The organism is Bacillus hominis (assembly GCF_018332515.1).
Taxonomy (GTDB): Bacteria; Bacillota; Bacilli; order Bacillales; family Bacillaceae_G; genus Bacillus_A; species Bacillus_A hominis.
The window spans coordinates 1-15669 of record NZ_BOQD01000138.1 but is presented as its reverse complement, the minus strand read 5'-3'; the positions used below and the strand labels follow the sequence as shown (position 1 = coordinate 15669).

13 protein-coding genes are annotated in these 15669 nt (G+C 36.6%); 11 read left to right on the top strand and 2 right to left on the bottom strand.

Translation table 11 applies throughout. The features are described from left to right. Window positions 1-4: 4 nt before the first annotated feature. The 3 genes from KI356_RS14800 (at window position 5) to KI356_RS14790 (ending at window position 4647) form a co-directional block, all read left to right on the top strand. The gene (locus KI356_RS14800; protein ID WP_128282398.1) at window positions 5-1720 is read left to right on the top strand and encodes a peptide ABC transporter substrate-binding protein; all 1716 of its coding nucleotides are present in this window, start codon (window positions 5-7) and stop codon (window positions 1718-1720) included. Window positions 1721-2150: 430 nt separating this feature from the next. Continuing rightward, window positions 2151-3845 carry a peptide ABC transporter substrate-binding protein gene (locus tag KI356_RS14795; protein WP_212935781.1) on the top strand — a complete coding sequence of 565 codons (1695 nt, stop codon included), beginning with the start codon at window positions 2151-2153 and terminating at the stop codon, window positions 3843-3845. Between the two features lie 82 nt (window positions 3846-3927). Beyond that, entirely contained in the window at window positions 3928-4647 is a 720-nt protein-coding gene (locus tag KI356_RS14790) for a class I SAM-dependent methyltransferase (protein ID WP_128282396.1), read from the top strand. A 39-nt stretch (window positions 4648-4686) separates the two neighbouring features. On the opposite strand, the gene KI356_RS14785 is transcribed toward KI356_RS14790, so the two are convergent. Beyond that, a complete protein-coding gene (locus KI356_RS14785; protein ID WP_212935780.1) occupies window positions 4687-5073 on the bottom strand; it encodes a hypothetical protein in 387 nt (128 codons plus the stop codon). A gap of 136 nt (window positions 5074-5209) precedes the next feature. On the opposite strand from KI356_RS14785, the gene KI356_RS14780 reads away from it, so the two are divergent. From KI356_RS14780 to KI356_RS14745, 8 genes are all read left to right on the top strand, one after another. Beyond that, complete coding sequence (locus KI356_RS14780; RefSeq protein ID WP_078174159.1) at window positions 5210-5545, top strand: hypothetical protein; 336 nt, start codon at window positions 5210-5212, stop codon at window positions 5543-5545. A gap of 275 nt (window positions 5546-5820) precedes the next feature. Next, complete coding sequence (locus tag KI356_RS14775; protein ID WP_212935779.1) at window positions 5821-7917, top strand: vWA domain-containing protein; 2097 nt, start codon at window positions 5821-5823, stop codon at window positions 7915-7917. A gap of 83 nt (window positions 7918-8000) precedes the next feature. Then, window positions 8001-11363 (top strand): tubulin-like doman-containing protein, encoded by a 3363-nt coding sequence (locus KI356_RS14770; RefSeq protein ID WP_212935778.1) that lies wholly within the window; start codon window positions 8001-8003, stop codon window positions 11361-11363. Between the two features lie 57 nt (window positions 11364-11420). Continuing rightward, the gene (locus KI356_RS14765; RefSeq protein ID WP_002014348.1) at window positions 11421-11555 is read left to right on the top strand and encodes a hypothetical protein; all 135 of its coding nucleotides are present in this window, start codon (window positions 11421-11423) and stop codon (window positions 11553-11555) included. A gap of 73 nt (window positions 11556-11628) precedes the next feature. Continuing rightward, window positions 11629-11877, top strand: a complete 249-nt coding sequence (locus KI356_RS14760) for a DUF1294 domain-containing protein (protein WP_212935777.1) — start codon at window positions 11629-11631, stop codon at window positions 11875-11877. Between the two features lie 105 nt (window positions 11878-11982). Continuing rightward, window positions 11983-12924, top strand: a complete 942-nt coding sequence (gene rarD / locus KI356_RS14755; protein ID WP_212935776.1) for an EamA family transporter RarD — start codon at window positions 11983-11985, stop codon at window positions 12922-12924. 80 nt (window positions 12925-13004) lie between these two features. Continuing rightward, window positions 13005-13430 carry a divergent PAP2 family protein gene (locus KI356_RS14750; RefSeq protein WP_002111092.1) on the top strand — a complete coding sequence of 142 codons (426 nt, stop codon included), beginning with the start codon at window positions 13005-13007 and terminating at the stop codon, window positions 13428-13430. A gap of 102 nt (window positions 13431-13532) precedes the next feature. Then, window positions 13533-15386 (top strand): terpene cyclase/mutase family protein, encoded by a 1854-nt coding sequence (locus KI356_RS14745; protein WP_212935775.1) that lies wholly within the window; start codon window positions 13533-13535, stop codon window positions 15384-15386. Between the two features lie 73 nt (window positions 15387-15459). On the opposite strand, the gene KI356_RS14740 is transcribed toward KI356_RS14745, so the two are convergent. Then, window positions 15460-15609: a YfhD family protein gene (locus KI356_RS14740; protein WP_002121294.1), complete on the bottom strand. Its 150-nt coding sequence runs from the start codon at window positions 15607-15609 to the stop codon at window positions 15460-15462. Window positions 15610-15669: the final 60 nt, after the last annotated feature.

Genomic DNA, 15669 nt, shown 5'->3' with positions numbered 1-15669 from the left:
AAAAATGAAGAGAAAAAAGATGAAAAAGTTAACAGCAGTTGTAGTACCAGTTTTAGCGATGAGTGTTGCATTGACAGCATGCTCTGGGTCAGGTGGGGAAAAGAAAACGACTACTACATCAAAGAGTGGGGAAGAAAAAAAATCTGATATTAAATATGCAGCGAAGCAAGTATTAAATCGTACGGAAAACCAAGAAATTCCGACGATGGACACTTCTAAATCTACTGATACGTTAGGGGCACAAATTTTAGGGAACACGATGGAAGGGTTATATCGCCTGGATAAAGATAATAAGCCTATTCCTGCTGCTGCAGAATCAAGTACAAAAAGCGAAGATGGAAAGAAATATACGTTTAAACTGCGCAAAGATGCGAAATGGTCAAATGGAGATCCTGTAACAGCAAAAGATTTCGTATACGGATGGCAGCGCTTACTTGATAAAAATACAGCTGCAGAATATGCATTTATTGCTTACTATATTAAAAATGCAGAAGCGATTAATAAAGGAGAAAAACCTGTAACTGAATTAGGAGCAAAGGCGGTAGATGATTACACGCTAGAAGTAGAATTAGAAAAACCGGTACCGTACTTTTTAAATTTATTAGCATTCCCGTCATATTATCCTTTAAATGAAAAATTCGTAAAAGAAAAAGGAGAGAAGTTTGGCTTAGAAGCGGATACGACGTTATATAATGGGCCGTTCGTAATGTCTTCATGGAAACATGAACAAGGCTGGCAATTGAAGAAAAATGATAAGTATTGGGATAATAAGACTGTGAAATTAGAAGAAATTAATTACAGCGTTGTAAAAGAAGTGGCTACAAAAGTAAATTTATATGATACAGGATCGATTGACTTTACATTACTATCAGGTGAATTTGTAGATAAATATAAATCGAATAAAGATGAGTATGGTGAGTATGCAGAATCAAGTACATTCTTCTTACGTTTAAATCAAAAGCGTAACGGACAAGATACACCGTTAAAGAGCAAAAAGCTTCGTGAAGCAATTGCGTTATCAGTTGATAAAAAAGGTTTAGCAAACGTTATTTTAAATAATGGATCAAAAGCAACAGATCAATTGGTTCCGAAAGGGCTTGCGATAGGACCTGATGGTAAAGATTACCAAGATACGTTTAAAAATGGTCTGAAACAAGATACGAAAAAAGCAGCAGCTGCATGGGAAGAAGCGAAAAAGGAACTTGGAAAAGATCAAGTTACAATTGAATTACTAAGCTATGATGATGGAACTGCGAAAAAGATTGCTGATTATGTTAAAGATCAAATTGAGAAAAATTTAAAAGGTGTAACGATTAATACGAAAATTCAGCCGTTCAAACAAAAATTAAAATTAGAGTCAGCACAAGATTATGAAATCTCTTATGCAGGTTGGAGTCCAGACTATGCGGATCCAATGACATTTATTGATATGTTTGAATCGAAGAGCCCATATAACCAAATGAGTTATTCAAACCCGAAATACGATGAGATGGTACAAAAAGCAGGTAATGAATTACTGTCTGATCCGAAGAAACGTTGGGAAGCGTTAGGAAAAGCAGAAAAATTATTCCTTGAAGAAGATGCTGGATTAGTTCCTTTATATCAAACAGGAAGATCATATGTAATGAAGCCGAATGTAAAAGGAATTGTGAAACATAACATTAGTCCAGAATATAGCTTTAAGTGGGCGTATGTAACTGAGGATGGCGGAAAGAAATAATATGAAAGCATTTCAAAAGTGGTTAATATGCTTTTGAAATGCTTTTTTTGTATGAATAGGAGAATAAGGATCATGGAAATTTTGAGGTCACTTTTAAAATTCTACTGTAGGATGGTAGAAGGAATTCAATAATTGGATAGATGAATGATAGTTAGTGATTTTATTTTTATAAGAAAAATATAGAACTTAGCAATAGAGAAGAATAAGAGGAGATATGTTTACATATAGTAGACGGGGGATAATTCATATAGTAGTTAAAACAACAAGTTACTATAATAAAAAAATAAATATTTAGAAAATTTACAAAAATACTTTACAAAACTCAAAAAGATAGTAGAATATTAATTAATAAGAATTTTCTGATAACGAAAGTTAATAGAGAATCTCTAAATGTTAATATCGTACATATAATTGGGGAGGGTACAAAAAAATGAAGAGAAAAAAGATGACAAAATTAACAGCGGTTGTAGCACCAGTTCTAGTAATGAGTATGGCATTAACAGCTTGCTCGGGATCAGGGGATAAAGATAAGGCAAGCACAACGCCGAAAAGTGGCGAAAAAGAAGGCGGAAAATTAGCTGCAAAGCAAGTACTTAATTTAACAGAAAGCCAAGAGATTCCATCTATGGATTCTGCAAAAGCGACAGACCAAGTATCGTTTCTTGCTTTAAACAACGTAATGGAAGGTTTATATCGACTTGATAAAGATAATAAAGCAACACCAGGGGTTGCTGAATCATATAAAAAGAGTGAAGATGGTAAAAAGTATACATTTACATTAAATAAAAATGCAAAATGGTCAAATGGTGACCCTGTAACAGCGAAAGATTTCGTGTTTGCTTGGCAACGTGCGGTAGATAAAAATACAGCAGCGGAATATGCATACATTATGTTTGATTTAAAGAACGCAAAAGCAATTAATGATGGGAAAGCACCACTTGATACGTTAGGTGTAAAAGCTGTAGATGATTACACATTAGAGGTAGAATTAGAAAATCCAGTTCCTTACTTTGTAGAATTAACTTCATTCGGAACATTCTATCCGTTAAATGAAAAATTCGTAAAAGAAAAAGGAGAAAAATACGGTTTAGAATCAGATACAACGTTATACAACGGACCATTTACATTAACAGACTGGAAACATGAAGAAGGTTGGAAATTAAAGAAAAATGCACAATACTGGGATAATAAAACAGTTAAATTAGAAGAAATCAACTTTAACGTAGTAAAAGATAGCGGTACACGTGTAAACTTATATGAAAGTGGACAAATCGATCGTGCGGCACTTGCATCTGAAATGGTTGACAAATATAAATCAAATCCAGACTTCTTTACACAAAAGACACCGTCAACGTACTTCTTGCGTTTAAACCAAAAACGTGGTGGCCACGATACAGTGTTAAAGAGTAAAGATTTACGTTTAGCGATTGCGATGGCGTATGATAAAAAAGGCTTAACAAATGTTATTTTAAATGACGGATCTACACCTGCAGATTACTTAGTACCAAAAGAATTTGCGAAGAGTCCAGATGGAAAAGACTTCCGTAAAGATAACGGAGATATTTTAAAAACAGATGTGAAAAAAGCAAAAGAGCATTGGGAAAAAGCGAAAAAAGAACTTGGAAAAGAGCAAGTAACAGTAGAGTTATTAAACTATGATAGCGATAATGCGAAAAAAGTAGGGGAGTTCTTAAAAGGAGAGCTTGAGAAAAATTTACCAGGCTTAACAGTGAACTTGAAAAACCAACCGTTTAAACAAAAATTAAAATTAGAATCAGATCTAGATTATGATTTATCTTACGCTGGTTGGGGACCTGACTACTTAGATCCAATGACATTCATTGATATGTTCGTTACAAACGGACCTCATAACCAAACTGGATATTCAAATCCAAAATATGATGAAATTGTAGAAAAAGGTAAAGGCGAGCTATTAACGAAAACGAAAGAGCGTTGGGATAGCTTACTAAAAGCTGAGAAAATGCTACTTGAAGATGCAGCAATTGCACCGTTATATCAACGTGGTGATGCTCTCGTTCAAAGACCGAAAGTAAAAGGTATTATTCATCACCCAGTTGGTGGAGATTATAGCTACAAATGGGCATATATTTCTGAAGATAAGTAAGAGAGAGGGCGCGCGATGCGCCCTTTTTTTTATGCACTTTTCTTCCTTCCTGGAATATATAAAATAAAAAAGGGAGAATTCCATGAAACGAAACACATACATCGATTTTTTAGCTTATTACGGAATAGGGAGTGCTCATCCGGGTGGTTTTACGTTAACAAAACAATTATTAGCTCAATTGCCACTTAGACATGGAGCTAGTGTCCTTGAGATAGGTTGCGGCACGGGGAAAACAGCGGCGTATATGACAAAAGAATTGGGTTATAAAGTGACAGCGGTTGAAAAGAATGAAATTATGATTCAAAAAGCGAAAGATAGATGGTTGTTTGATGGTTTAAATATACAATTGATTCAAGGAGATGTAGAAGGATTACCGTGTTTAAATGATTCATTTGAGCTTGTACTTGGAGAATCTATACTCGCTTTTACAAATAAAGAAAAGGTTATTTCGGAATGTTATCGTGTATTACAGAAGGATGGAAAGCTTGTTGTCATTGAAATGATTACCGAAAAACATATTGAGAAGAAAGAGGAAGAAAAGATTGGACAGTTATATGGTATGAAAGAATTATTAACTGAAAATGAGTGGATTCATTTATTTAAAGCAGCAAATTTCAAAAGAATTACAATTGCGGGTGGCGGAACTATTGCAGAAACAGTTGCAGGACATATGGAAGAGCCAGAGTGGAATGTATCATCATTTATTCCAGAAGAACTGTATGAGGCGTGGGTACAGCATGAACAAGTACTACTTATGTATCAACATATTTTAGGGCATCGTATTTTTATATGTGAAAAATAGAAAAGAGAGTTGGCTAAAGATAGTCAACTCTTTACTATGTTAGATGAAAAATAATGCAGCCAAAGTGATTCCAAATATAAAACCAAAGCCGAGTTCAAGACCCCAGCCACCGCCGTCACAACCACCGCAACCACGACCGCCGCATCCACAGCCACTAAATCCACCACTGAATCCACCACTGAATCCAAATCCACAGTTATCACATCTGCTAATACCACCGCAAATATCACATCCGCCGTTTGAATATGCGTCAGAGTATCCGAATCCTGTATCAAAAGATGAGCGCTGTTGCATTGGTTCAATCCAAACAGAATCGTTTGTTACATCGATTATTTTGCCTAAGTGAATGCGACCATCACGATCTTCAATTCGAACTACTTTTCCAAAATAACGTTGGCATGTATCATAACATTTTTGTCTATGCATGTTCTTTCCTCCTTCCCATTACAGTAATACGATATGTAAGCGGGACAAGTGCGGCTTGTATGAATGACCTATCTATCATAATTGTTATAGGAAAGGGGAAATATACGAACAGGATACATAACGAGGAGGAAGAGAAATGAAATCTACAGACCAATTTCAGACATACGAAGTTCCTTGGGAAGAATTTATTGAAGCATTGCGGGGGGAAATGAAGAAACAAGTAGGGGCGGATATTATTGATACGGTCGTATGTAATTTGAAAGATGGTTTTGAAGTGTATACATATGTGCAAGGAGATTTGGATTTTGAGTATAAGGAGGCGCTTGAAAGAAAATACGGAAGCGATGCGAAGATACCTAACTTACTAACTGTTATGCTGTTAGCTAGTATTTACAATACAAGTGAAGAGAATATACGTTTACATGCAGATCAAAAGGAAAATCCGATTGTTGAAGTATATGTGAAGAAGTAAAGAGTGCGCTAATTATAGCGTGCTCTTTATTTTTTGTATTGAATAGGAAATCAAACTTTAATGGTGGAATTTATAGCGGGAAAAGTATGAAAGCCATGTGTTATTTCGGATATATATAATAAGGAAAAAACTTAAAATGAAATATGGAGTAGTTCATTTTTGTTTACATAATGTAATTGTTGTGAACTGTTGTCCTAAAATACAAGTCATATATCTTGTTTCCTCTCATAAATTTAAACATAGGAATTTGTCTACAAAGGTGGCGAAGCCTCATCATGAAAATTCGAATTTGTGCCACGTTCATGTTGTTTCTATTTATATGTTTACCTTTTTCAGTTTTTGCAAAAGGAGAGGAGGCAAAGGAAAGGGTCGTTTCACTTGTATATGATGATTCGGGCAGCATGAGAAATAACGATCGCTGGAAGTATGCCAATTATGCCTTGCAAAGTTTAGTTGCGCTATTAGATGAGAAAGATAAATTTTCTTACGTTCCAATGAGTAAGCCGAATGATCCGTTAAACATTTCGTTAACAAAGGATCAAAGGCAAACAGAAATTGATGGAATCGGCGCGTGGAAAACATATTTAAATACTCCATTTAGCGCAGTAGAAACGGCGATGCAATCTATAAAAAAGGAAGCAGATATAGATGGAAAACGTGAATTTTGGCTTATTGTATTAACTGACGGGGCATTTAATGATTTGGAGAAAGATAAGGTTGGCGGAAAAGAACAAATTACACAGAAGTTAGCACAGTTTAAGAAAGAAATGGATTCTAAAAAGATCTCTTTGCACCCAGTCTTAATCACGATGGAAGAGGATTTAGGGCAGCAAGAGAAGCTGCAGTTAAATACGTTTAAAGAGATTTGGAAAAAAGAAATGAATGGAGTTGTCATGCCGTCTAGCGGTGAGGATGGTATTGTACAAAGTGTGAATCAAGTGGCAGCACTAGTTGCAAATCGTGATCCATTCTCTTCTGTTGAATCGATTGTCAAAACGAAAATAGTAGGGAAAAAAGTAGAGATTACAACGCCGTTTCCATTAAAGCGTATGACGCTTGTACGACAATCACCTTCTTTGTCTAATTATAAAGTTATGCAACTTTCCAAACCGTTACAATTGCAGTCTTCTTTTTCCATACATGCACCAGGAGAAGCTAAATTATTCGGAAATATAGTGCATGTAAGTACAGCGAATCAGGAAGTGATTAAGCCAGGGACATATACGATAGAAGTGGATCAGGACATTGAGAAAGAGGGATTACAAGTACTTGTTGAACCAGCGCTTAATTATACTGTTTCTACGTATGACAAAGATGATAAAGATAGAAAAAATGTTGAGAAAATGTATGAAGGTGTGACAGCTGTTATTGAAGCGAAACCTACTGAATTACCAATTCAAATTTCTTATTTCGAAGCAGAAGTAGAAATAGACGGAAAGCAGTATCCGATGAAGTGGGATGATAAAAGACATGTGTTTTATTACGAGACAAAAGTGGGTAAAGAGTTAGTACGCGGGAAAGTCCATATGAATATAAAGGGATTTTATAGACAGACGAAAGAATTCAAGATTGAACCAGCTGAAAAACCAAAATTATCACTTCAAGCTGTTACGAAAGATTATGAAGAAAAGGTAACAAATTTAGAAAATAGTAAACCATTTATTTTACAGCCGCAGTTAGATGGTAAACCGATGACTGAAGAAGCTGTAAAGAAACTATTAAAATCTACAGGTGTCACATCCAATCAATCGATCAACTATGAATTAAAACAGCATGGTAATCAAATTTACGTTTATCCTCGTCCTTATTACTCCGACACATTCAATTTTACAGATACAGGCACCGTAGAAGCTACCATCATGATTAATGATTCGAAATTACAAGAAGTAAAGGAAAAGATTTCGCTTCATATTGAAAATGCGCCTTTTTTTGAGAAGTATGCGCTCATTTTTAAATTTGTAATTCCTATCACTTTATTACTTTTAATAGTAGGAATTCTTATTTTAGGATGGATTGTTCGTCCAAGATTTCATCGGAAAGCATTACTATATTACGAATGGGATCAAGAAGTAGCAAAAGATTGGCTTTACCAATCTGAACCAGAGTTACTTAAAAATAAATGGTGGAAGCACTATTTTGGCATTCCATTCCGAGCAGAAAGAAAGACGGTGCAATCTGTAACATTAATAGCGAAAAAAGGATCGAAATCTATATTTGTAGCGAAAGAATCGCAAGTAGTTGGGATGATTATTGATGGAATGTTTATTACAGAGGAAGAAGTGGGAATGGAGCATAAGACATTGTATCCAAATGAAATTTTATTAATTGATAGAGGATATGGTAAGGAGATTTACCGGTATGAATGTGAATAGTAGATAAGGTGTAAGGGAGACGGAGGAAGAGTGGCTCTTTTTATTCTTCTTTTCAAACAAGCACGAATAGGAAGGTGGTTCACATGACATTACAAGTTCCAACGATATTAATTGGATTAGGTGGAATCGGTAGTACTGTCACACATCAAATATATGAAAAATTACCTGAGGAGCGCCGGAAAAAGGTAGCAATGCATGTATTTGATACAGATGTGAATACATTGAGTAAATTTGATCATATTCGGAAGTTTAAGACGCAAACGAGTTCGAGTAAAACGCCGAGAGAGTATATTGCGGGAGATCCAACGATTCCGGAGTGGTTCCCAATGGATCCGACTATACTGGATAAACCGTTAACAGAAGGAGCCGGACAGTTACGCGTCATTTCACGTTTAGCGTTACGTGCTGCGATGAAAGAAGATAAATTGACGTCCTTTTGGCAAGAAATCGAGAAGATTTTTCCAGTTACAAGTGATCAGACGGAATATGGTGTGCGTGTCATTATTGTAACGTCGTTAGCTGGCGGAACAGGCTCAGGGATGTTTTTACAAATCGCATTATATTTGCGTGAAATGCTGCGGAAAAAATTGCAGCATCACAACATTTTAATTCGCGGTGCGTTTTTAATGCCGGATGTTTTAGTTAAGACGAGAACGGTTAGTGCGAAAGAATTTGAAACTGTGCAAGCGAATGGTTATGCATCATTAAAAGAGTTGCACGCTATTACGCTCGGGTCGACTGGTGAATTATCAAAACGAGGCGGCGTAACGATTGAATTAGAATATCGTCCTGATCAAGTGGATGAAGATGGAAGAACAAATCATACGATAAAGCAGCATCATTTACCATACAATTATTGTTTCTTATATGATTATGAAAATTTACATGGGCATCATTTGCACAATTTATCGGATTATATGGAGCAAATGGCAAATACGATTTATTTACAGTTATTTAGTCCAATGTCTGCAAATCATTTTGCGCAAGAAGATAATCAAATTCAGCAATTGGCAGAATCGAGTGGGAAAGGGAGATATTGCGGAGCAGGAACGGCAAAACTTATTTATCCGTATGAGCACGTTTTGAAATACTGTGCTTTAAAATGGGCGGTGCAAGGTTTAGATGAATCTTGGCTTCATTTAGATCAACTGTTTCAAGAGAAGAAGCAAAGATACGATCAAGATGTAAAGCGCGGTATGCAGCGTGAAAAGCCAGAGCGCGGGAAAAGTTATTTAGAAGATTTAGAGCATCTTGCTACTCGTCCAGAGCAGGCCCATATTTTTTATAGACAAATGTTCAATGAGACGCGCGAAGGGGCAGAGGGCGGTAAGGTCGGTGTTGCGAAGTCTAAGTTGTTTTTAGAGGCTGTCGAAAGCTATGTACACCGTACAGTGCAAAAAGATGAAGAATTAAACCGCCTGCAGCATGAGTGCAAAATATCGGCTACGAAACTGAAAATGATGGAACAAATGAAAGGTGAAGTAGCGAGAGTTGATCATGCGGTTCGTTTATATGCTTATGCGATTCCGAGCCGTGTACATGAGCATGTTACTACACTTTTATATGACATGGTCGAATCAGACCGCTTTATACCGAGTGGATCAGAAGGACAGTCTTATCAATTAAATACATGGTTTTTAAAGAAAACGGATCCGGTTCATCCTGTCGCAGCACGTTTTATGCTGTATGAAATTCGTAAGCAGTTAGTAGAGAAGATGAATCGACTGCATGAAAATAATGAACAAAAGCGTAATTTAATTCAAAACTACGATAAGAAATTTAATGTGAGTAATATTGATGGAACGGTAACGGCTGTTCGCCGCGTTGAAATTGCTCAGCAACAAGGCTGGGTCGGGAAAATGTTTTATAATCAGCAACGTTTGTTCAAAAAAGAATTTGAAGATATCGTAACGCAATATGTCCACAAATTAAGTGAGTATCGTAAAGAAATGTTATTAGAACTCGTGTATCAATCGCTATACCAAGCAGTTGATAAAATGATCCAATATTGGGAAAGATTCTTTGATAATTTACAAGAAACACGTGAAAATTTATTGTTTGAAATCCAAAAGCGAAGCAAGGAATTTGAGGGGAAAACGAACCCGACGAATGTATATGTATTAGCTGAAGAGAAATTGCAAGAAAAGATTTGGCAAGATATGCAGCAACATTTAAATTTAGGTGTATTACCGAAAGATATATCGTCCGAAATTTATATGAGCTTGTATGGGGAATATTGTCGTGATGCGAAAGCCGAAGAAATTCAGTCAAAAAAGGTGGAAGACTTTTATCGTGAACATATATTGAGTTATTGTTATGACGAACTTCAAGTGCGCTATCGTGACAAACTAGAGCTTAATATCGTTGAAGCATTGCGAAAAGAAGCTGATTTCAAGAAACGTGATCGTGATGAATACGTTCGTGAAAAAATTGAAGATCTTTTCCATTTAGCAAGTCCGTTCGTTCCGAAAGTTTCTCATCATAGAGAGTTACAATATTGGGGCGTACATCCATCTTTAAAACAAGAATTGCAAGAAGAGTTATTGCAAGAAATGTTTAAAGAAAAAGATACGGTAAACGAGGCGTTTTCACCATTTGAAGTGATTTGTTATCGTGCTCATTACGGATTATCGCTACAAGATTTTCCTAAGCTTTCATCTGGGCATATTGCGAATGGTTTTATGAACGATAAAGGTGACTACTTTCAATCGTATTATCGCCGCGTGAACAAATTAAATAGTAAAAAATCTAGTTTGACGCCGCATTTAGATAAATATTGGCACTTACCAGCCTTTATGCCAGACTTGAATGCAACGCAAACGAAGTTAGATTACGATAAATGTAATCGTGCTCTTCTATACGCGTATATGTATCGCTGGATTAGCTTAGTTGCTGTTGATGGACAATTCGTGTATCAATATAATGGTGTTGGCCGTAGCTTTTTAATCCAGTCGATGGGGAAAAATATTTCAAGCGAAAGTTATAAGTTGCACAGAGCATTGCTTCATAATCCTTTTATTTATGAAAATATCTTGTCCAGGTTTGAAGAAGAGCAAGAAAAGGCAATGATACAAGGTGGGCATTTATATACACATGCATTTGTATTAGGTGCTCAAGATATTAGATGGCTTCGTAAAGAGCATGTCCATAATATTTTAGATATGATTTTAATGTATGATCGTGAAGCAAAATATGACCCGACGTTAGAAGAAACATCCGACGAATTGTTAAGGCTATTCCTTGATGAAATTGAGCTGTATTTCCAAAATTATTACGGAACAGGTGCAGATATGGTTGCGAAGAAAGAGAAAGAGATGTTTATGAAACAATTGTGGGATCGTTCGTATGCGAAAGGGTATGTGGATCCAAATAGTGCACCGTATAAAAAATGGCAAAATGTATTACATGTTCCTGATGAAGAAGAAGCGCCAAAAACGAATGTATAATGAGTGAAAAGGGAATCCTTAAGAATGGCAATACAACTTTAGAAATGAGGGATTCCGATGCCGTTTTTAGGAAGTGTATATCAAATATTTGGATTATATCCAGAAATTTATTATGGAATGATTTCAGCAGAAATTGCAGAACAACAAATGGAAGAACAAAAAGAACAAGAAAATCAAGAGACTGAATTATAAAACCATGCAGGCTACTCGCCTGCGTGGTTTTTTCGTGTTACAATAAAGCGAATTTTTTAAGGGAGAGAAAGAGATGAAATGGATTTATTTTATTATTATCAACTTTATAGCATTTAGTATGATGGGGCTTGATAAGCGAAAAGCAAAGAAAAAGCAGTGGAGAACGCCAGAAAGTACGTTGTTTTTATCAGCTGCAGCTGGAGGAGCGGTTGGAGCTTGGATTGGTATGTATATGTTTCATCATAAGACACATAAAAATAAATTTGTCTTCGGTATGCCAGTGCTCGTTATTATAACAGTAGGAGTGTTTTTATACATATAAGGGATGTGTAAGAGGAATGTCGAAAGAAATGCAGATTGAATATTGGTAAAGTAAGCATGTGAGACCTTATAATGAAGAAAAAAAGAGAAGAGGAGAACAGGGAAGATGGGGAGTCAAACAGCAGAGCAAAAACAGGGGATTATATATGCGGCGGGTGCGTATACGATGTGGGGAGTCCTTCCGATTTATTGGAAATGGGTGGAGGAAGTACCAGCAGATGAAATATTAGCGCATCGCATCGTTTGGGCATTTGTTTTTATGTTGTTAGTTTTAGGCGTAACAAAGAGATTTCGTCAGTTTGGTGGGGAGTTAGTGGCCCTTTTTAAACGACCTAAATTATTAATGTCATTAACAATTGCTTCGGTACTTATTAGTGGAAACTGGTTTGTATACATATGGGCAGTAAATCATAACCATGTAATCGAAGCAAGTCTTGGGTATTATATTAATCCACTTATAAGTATTTTACTAGGTACAGTTGTTTTAAAAGAGAAGCTTAATTTTTGGCAATATGTTGCGGTTGGTTTAGCTGGATTAGGTGTTGTTATTTTAACGATACGTTTCGGAGCAATTCCATGGGTTTCTCTTTCACTTGCTTTTTCATTTGGATTATATGGGTTAACGAAAAAATTATTAAATTACGACGCAACAATCGGGCTTACGATGGAAACGATGTTAGTGACGCCATTTGCACTTATATATTTGTTTATGACAGGAGTGCATGGTTTCGGTTCGTTCGGTTCTATTTCGGCAATATCAACGTTTCTTTTAATAGGGGCGGGTATTGTTACAGCATTACCACTCTTTTATTTTGCTAAAGGGGCACAACTCATTCCGCTCTATATGATAGGATTTTTACAATACATCGCGCCGACTATTAGTTTAATTTTAGGTGTGTTCGTTTTTGGTGAACATTTCACATCTACTCATATGATTGCGTTTTTCTGTATATGGATTGCGTTATTTGTCTTTTCAATGGCAAAAACAAAGTTTCTACTACAGAAACAACCGAAATTTATTAAAAATAAATCAGCAAAAGTATCATAATGCGTAGTATTTTCTACGCATTTTTCTTTATACTTATATTATATAGAAATTCCATTATAGTCAGTGAGGAGCTGAAAAACATGGAAACAATTTTACATAATGATCCACTTATAGCAGCTGTAATTTCTTGGTTTTTAGCACAGTTAACGAAAGTCGTTTTTAAATTAATAAAAACAGGCGAGTTTGATTTTGCTAAGTTTTTTGCTTCAGGTGGAATGCCAAGTTCGCATGCTTCGACTGTTACTGCACTTGCTACAGGTGTCGGAGTGGTGGAGGGTGTGGAGAGTCCAATATTTGCGGTTGCCGCTATTTTTGCCATTATTGTTATGTACGATGCTTCAGGAGTAAGGCTTGCGGTAAGTAAGCAAGCGAAAATATTGAATGATTTTTTTCATGGTAGACAAACAGAATATAAAAAGTTAAATGAGCTCGTTGGACATACACCGTATCAAGTTGTTGTTGGTGCACTATTAGGAATTGTTGTCGGGGTTGGGTATTGTTTGTAAGCAGAATGTGTGTAATACACGTTCTGCTTTTCTTTGTTTTCATACATATTTAGCTAAGTTTTCGAATATCGTATACGGACTTAGAAAGGGTGGGTGAGCGGTGTGCTACTATATGACAAAGTGCGTGAGGAGATAGAGCGGAGAACGACTGCACTTCAAACGATGCAAAGGCAAGACGGAACGTGGTCATTTTGTTTTGAAGGAGCTGTGCTAACGGATTGTCATATGATTTTTTTACTCAAATTGTTAGGGCGAGACGATGAAATAGAGCCGTTTGTGAAAAGGTTAGCATCTCTTCAAACAAATGAAGGGACTTGGAAATTATATGAGGATGAAAAGGGAGGGAATTTATCCGCAACGATTCAAGCATATGCAGCTTTACTTGCTTCAAAGAAGTATTCGAAAGAAGATGTGAATATGAGGCGAGCTGAAATGTTTATTAAGGAACGCGGTGGAGTTTCTCGTGCTCATTTCATGACGAAATTTTTATTAGCGATTCATGGAGAATATGAATTTCCTACGCTTTTTCACTTTCCAACGCCAATCTTATTTTTACAAGATGACTCCCCCCTCAGTATATTTGAGCTAAGCAGCTCAGCGCGTATACATTTAATTCCGATGATGATTTGTATGAATAAGAGATTCCGTGTAGAGAAAAAGTTATTGCCAAATTTAGATCATATTGCAGGCGAAGGTGGACAATGGTTTCGAGAGGAGCGGTCTCCATTATTTAAATCGTTTATAGGTGATGTGAAAAAGGTAATAACTTATCCATTATCGTTACATCATAAAGGATACGAAGAAGTAGAGCGCTTTATGAAGGAGCGTATTGATGAAAATGGAACATTATATAGTTACGCGAGTGCTACGTTTTATATGATTTATGCTTTGCTTGCATTAGGGCACTCTATTCAGTCTCCAATTATTGAGAAAGCTGTGACAGGATTAAAATCTTATATATGGAAGATGGACAGAGGAAGTCATTTGCAAAACTCCCCTTCTACCATATGGGATACCGCTTTACTTAGCTATTCATTACAAGAAGCTAATATAATGAAAGAAAATAAGATGATTCAAAAGGTGACGGGGTATTTACTACAAAGACAACAAACTAAGAAAATGGATTGGAGCGTACACGCACCGTTAATTATAGCTGGTGGCTGGGGATTTTCAGATGTGAATACAACGATTCCTGATGTAGACGATACAACGGCAGCTCTTAGAGCGTTAGCGCGAAGTAGAGGGAGTGACAGAGTAGATGATGCGTGGGGAAGAGGCGTGGAATGGGTAAAAGGATTGCAAAACAATGATGGGGGCTGGGGAGCTTTTGAACGAGGGGTAACGAGCCAGTTACTAGCGAATTTACCGATTGAAAATGCGAGTGATATGATAACTGATCCGTCCACACCAGATATTACAGGTAGGGTGTTAGAATTATTCGGAACGTATGCACCGAATGAATTGCCTGAAGAGCAAAAAAAGAAGGCTATCAAATGGTTAATGGATGTACAGGAACAGAATGGCTCATGGTATGGAAAATGGGGGATATGTTATATATATGGTACATGGGCAGTGATGACAGGCTTACGTGCGTTAGGAGTGTCTTCTACTCATCCATCGTTGAAAAAAGCAGCTTCATGGCTCGAGCATTTGCAGCATGAAGACGGAGGTTGGGGAGAATCCTGTCAAAGTAGTGTAGAGAAAAAATTTATTTCGTTACCTTTTAGCACGCCGTCACAAACAGCGTGGGCACTTGATGCACTCATTTCTTACTACGATCAAGAAACACCGATTATTCGAAAAGGAATTTCATATTTGCTCGCGCAGTCTACTATGAATGAAAAATATCCTACTGGTACAGGGTTACCGGGCGGCTTTTATATTCGGTATCATAGTTACGGACATATATATCCGTTGCTCACTTTGGCGCATTATATAAAAAAATATAAAAAATAAACCGAGAGTAGCTCTCGGTTTATTTTTCGGGTAGTAGGTCCCTGTTGAAAAGAATAAGGAACGTTGTAGTGCCTTATTTTTCTGATGACTGGCGTTTTTGACGTGCATCAGCGGCATTTGCACGTGCGTTTGCTTCTAAGTCATTGTGGTCAGCGAGTTCGCGAGAGAACTCAACATCAATGCCATCAGCAGCTTTGTTTCGGTTTACATTTTTGTTTTTCATTCGACACAATCTCCTTGTGTTTTTATCCCGCATAAACGGTTAGTAAAACTCCCACCTCAA

Excerpts from the sequence above, each read along its gene's own strand:
- KI356_RS14800 (WP_128282398.1), top strand. The coding sequence starts at position 5 with ATGAAGAGAAAAAAGATGAAAAAGTTAACAGCAGTTGTAGTACCAGTT.
- KI356_RS14795 (WP_212935781.1), top strand. The coding sequence starts at position 2,151 with ATGAAGAGAAAAAAGATGACAAAATTAACAGCGGTTGTAGCACCAGTT.
- KI356_RS14790 (WP_128282396.1), top strand. The coding sequence starts at position 3,928 with ATGAAACGAAACACATACATCGATTTTTTAGCTTATTACGGAATAGGG.
- KI356_RS14785 (WP_212935780.1), bottom strand. The coding sequence starts at position 5,073 with ATGCATAGACAAAAATGTTATGATACATGCCAACGTTATTTTGGAAAA.
- KI356_RS14780 (WP_078174159.1), top strand. The coding sequence starts at position 5,210 with ATGAAATCTACAGACCAATTTCAGACATACGAAGTTCCTTGGGAAGAA.
- KI356_RS14775 (WP_212935779.1), top strand. The coding sequence starts at position 5,821 with ATGAAAATTCGAATTTGTGCCACGTTCATGTTGTTTCTATTTATATGT.
- KI356_RS14770 (WP_212935778.1), top strand. The coding sequence starts at position 8,001 with ATGACATTACAAGTTCCAACGATATTAATTGGATTAGGTGGAATCGGT.
- KI356_RS14765 (WP_002014348.1), top strand. The coding sequence starts at position 11,421 with ATGCCGTTTTTAGGAAGTGTATATCAAATATTTGGATTATATCCAGAA.
- KI356_RS14760 (WP_212935777.1), top strand. The coding sequence starts at position 11,629 with ATGAAATGGATTTATTTTATTATTATCAACTTTATAGCATTTAGTATG.
- rarD (WP_212935776.1), top strand. The coding sequence starts at position 11,983 with ATGGGGAGTCAAACAGCAGAGCAAAAACAGGGGATTATATATGCGGCG.
- KI356_RS14750 (WP_002111092.1), top strand. The coding sequence starts at position 13,005 with ATGGAAACAATTTTACATAATGATCCACTTATAGCAGCTGTAATTTCT.
- KI356_RS14740 (WP_002121294.1), bottom strand. The coding sequence starts at position 15,609 with ATGAAAAACAAAAATGTAAACCGAAACAAAGCTGCTGATGGCATTGAT.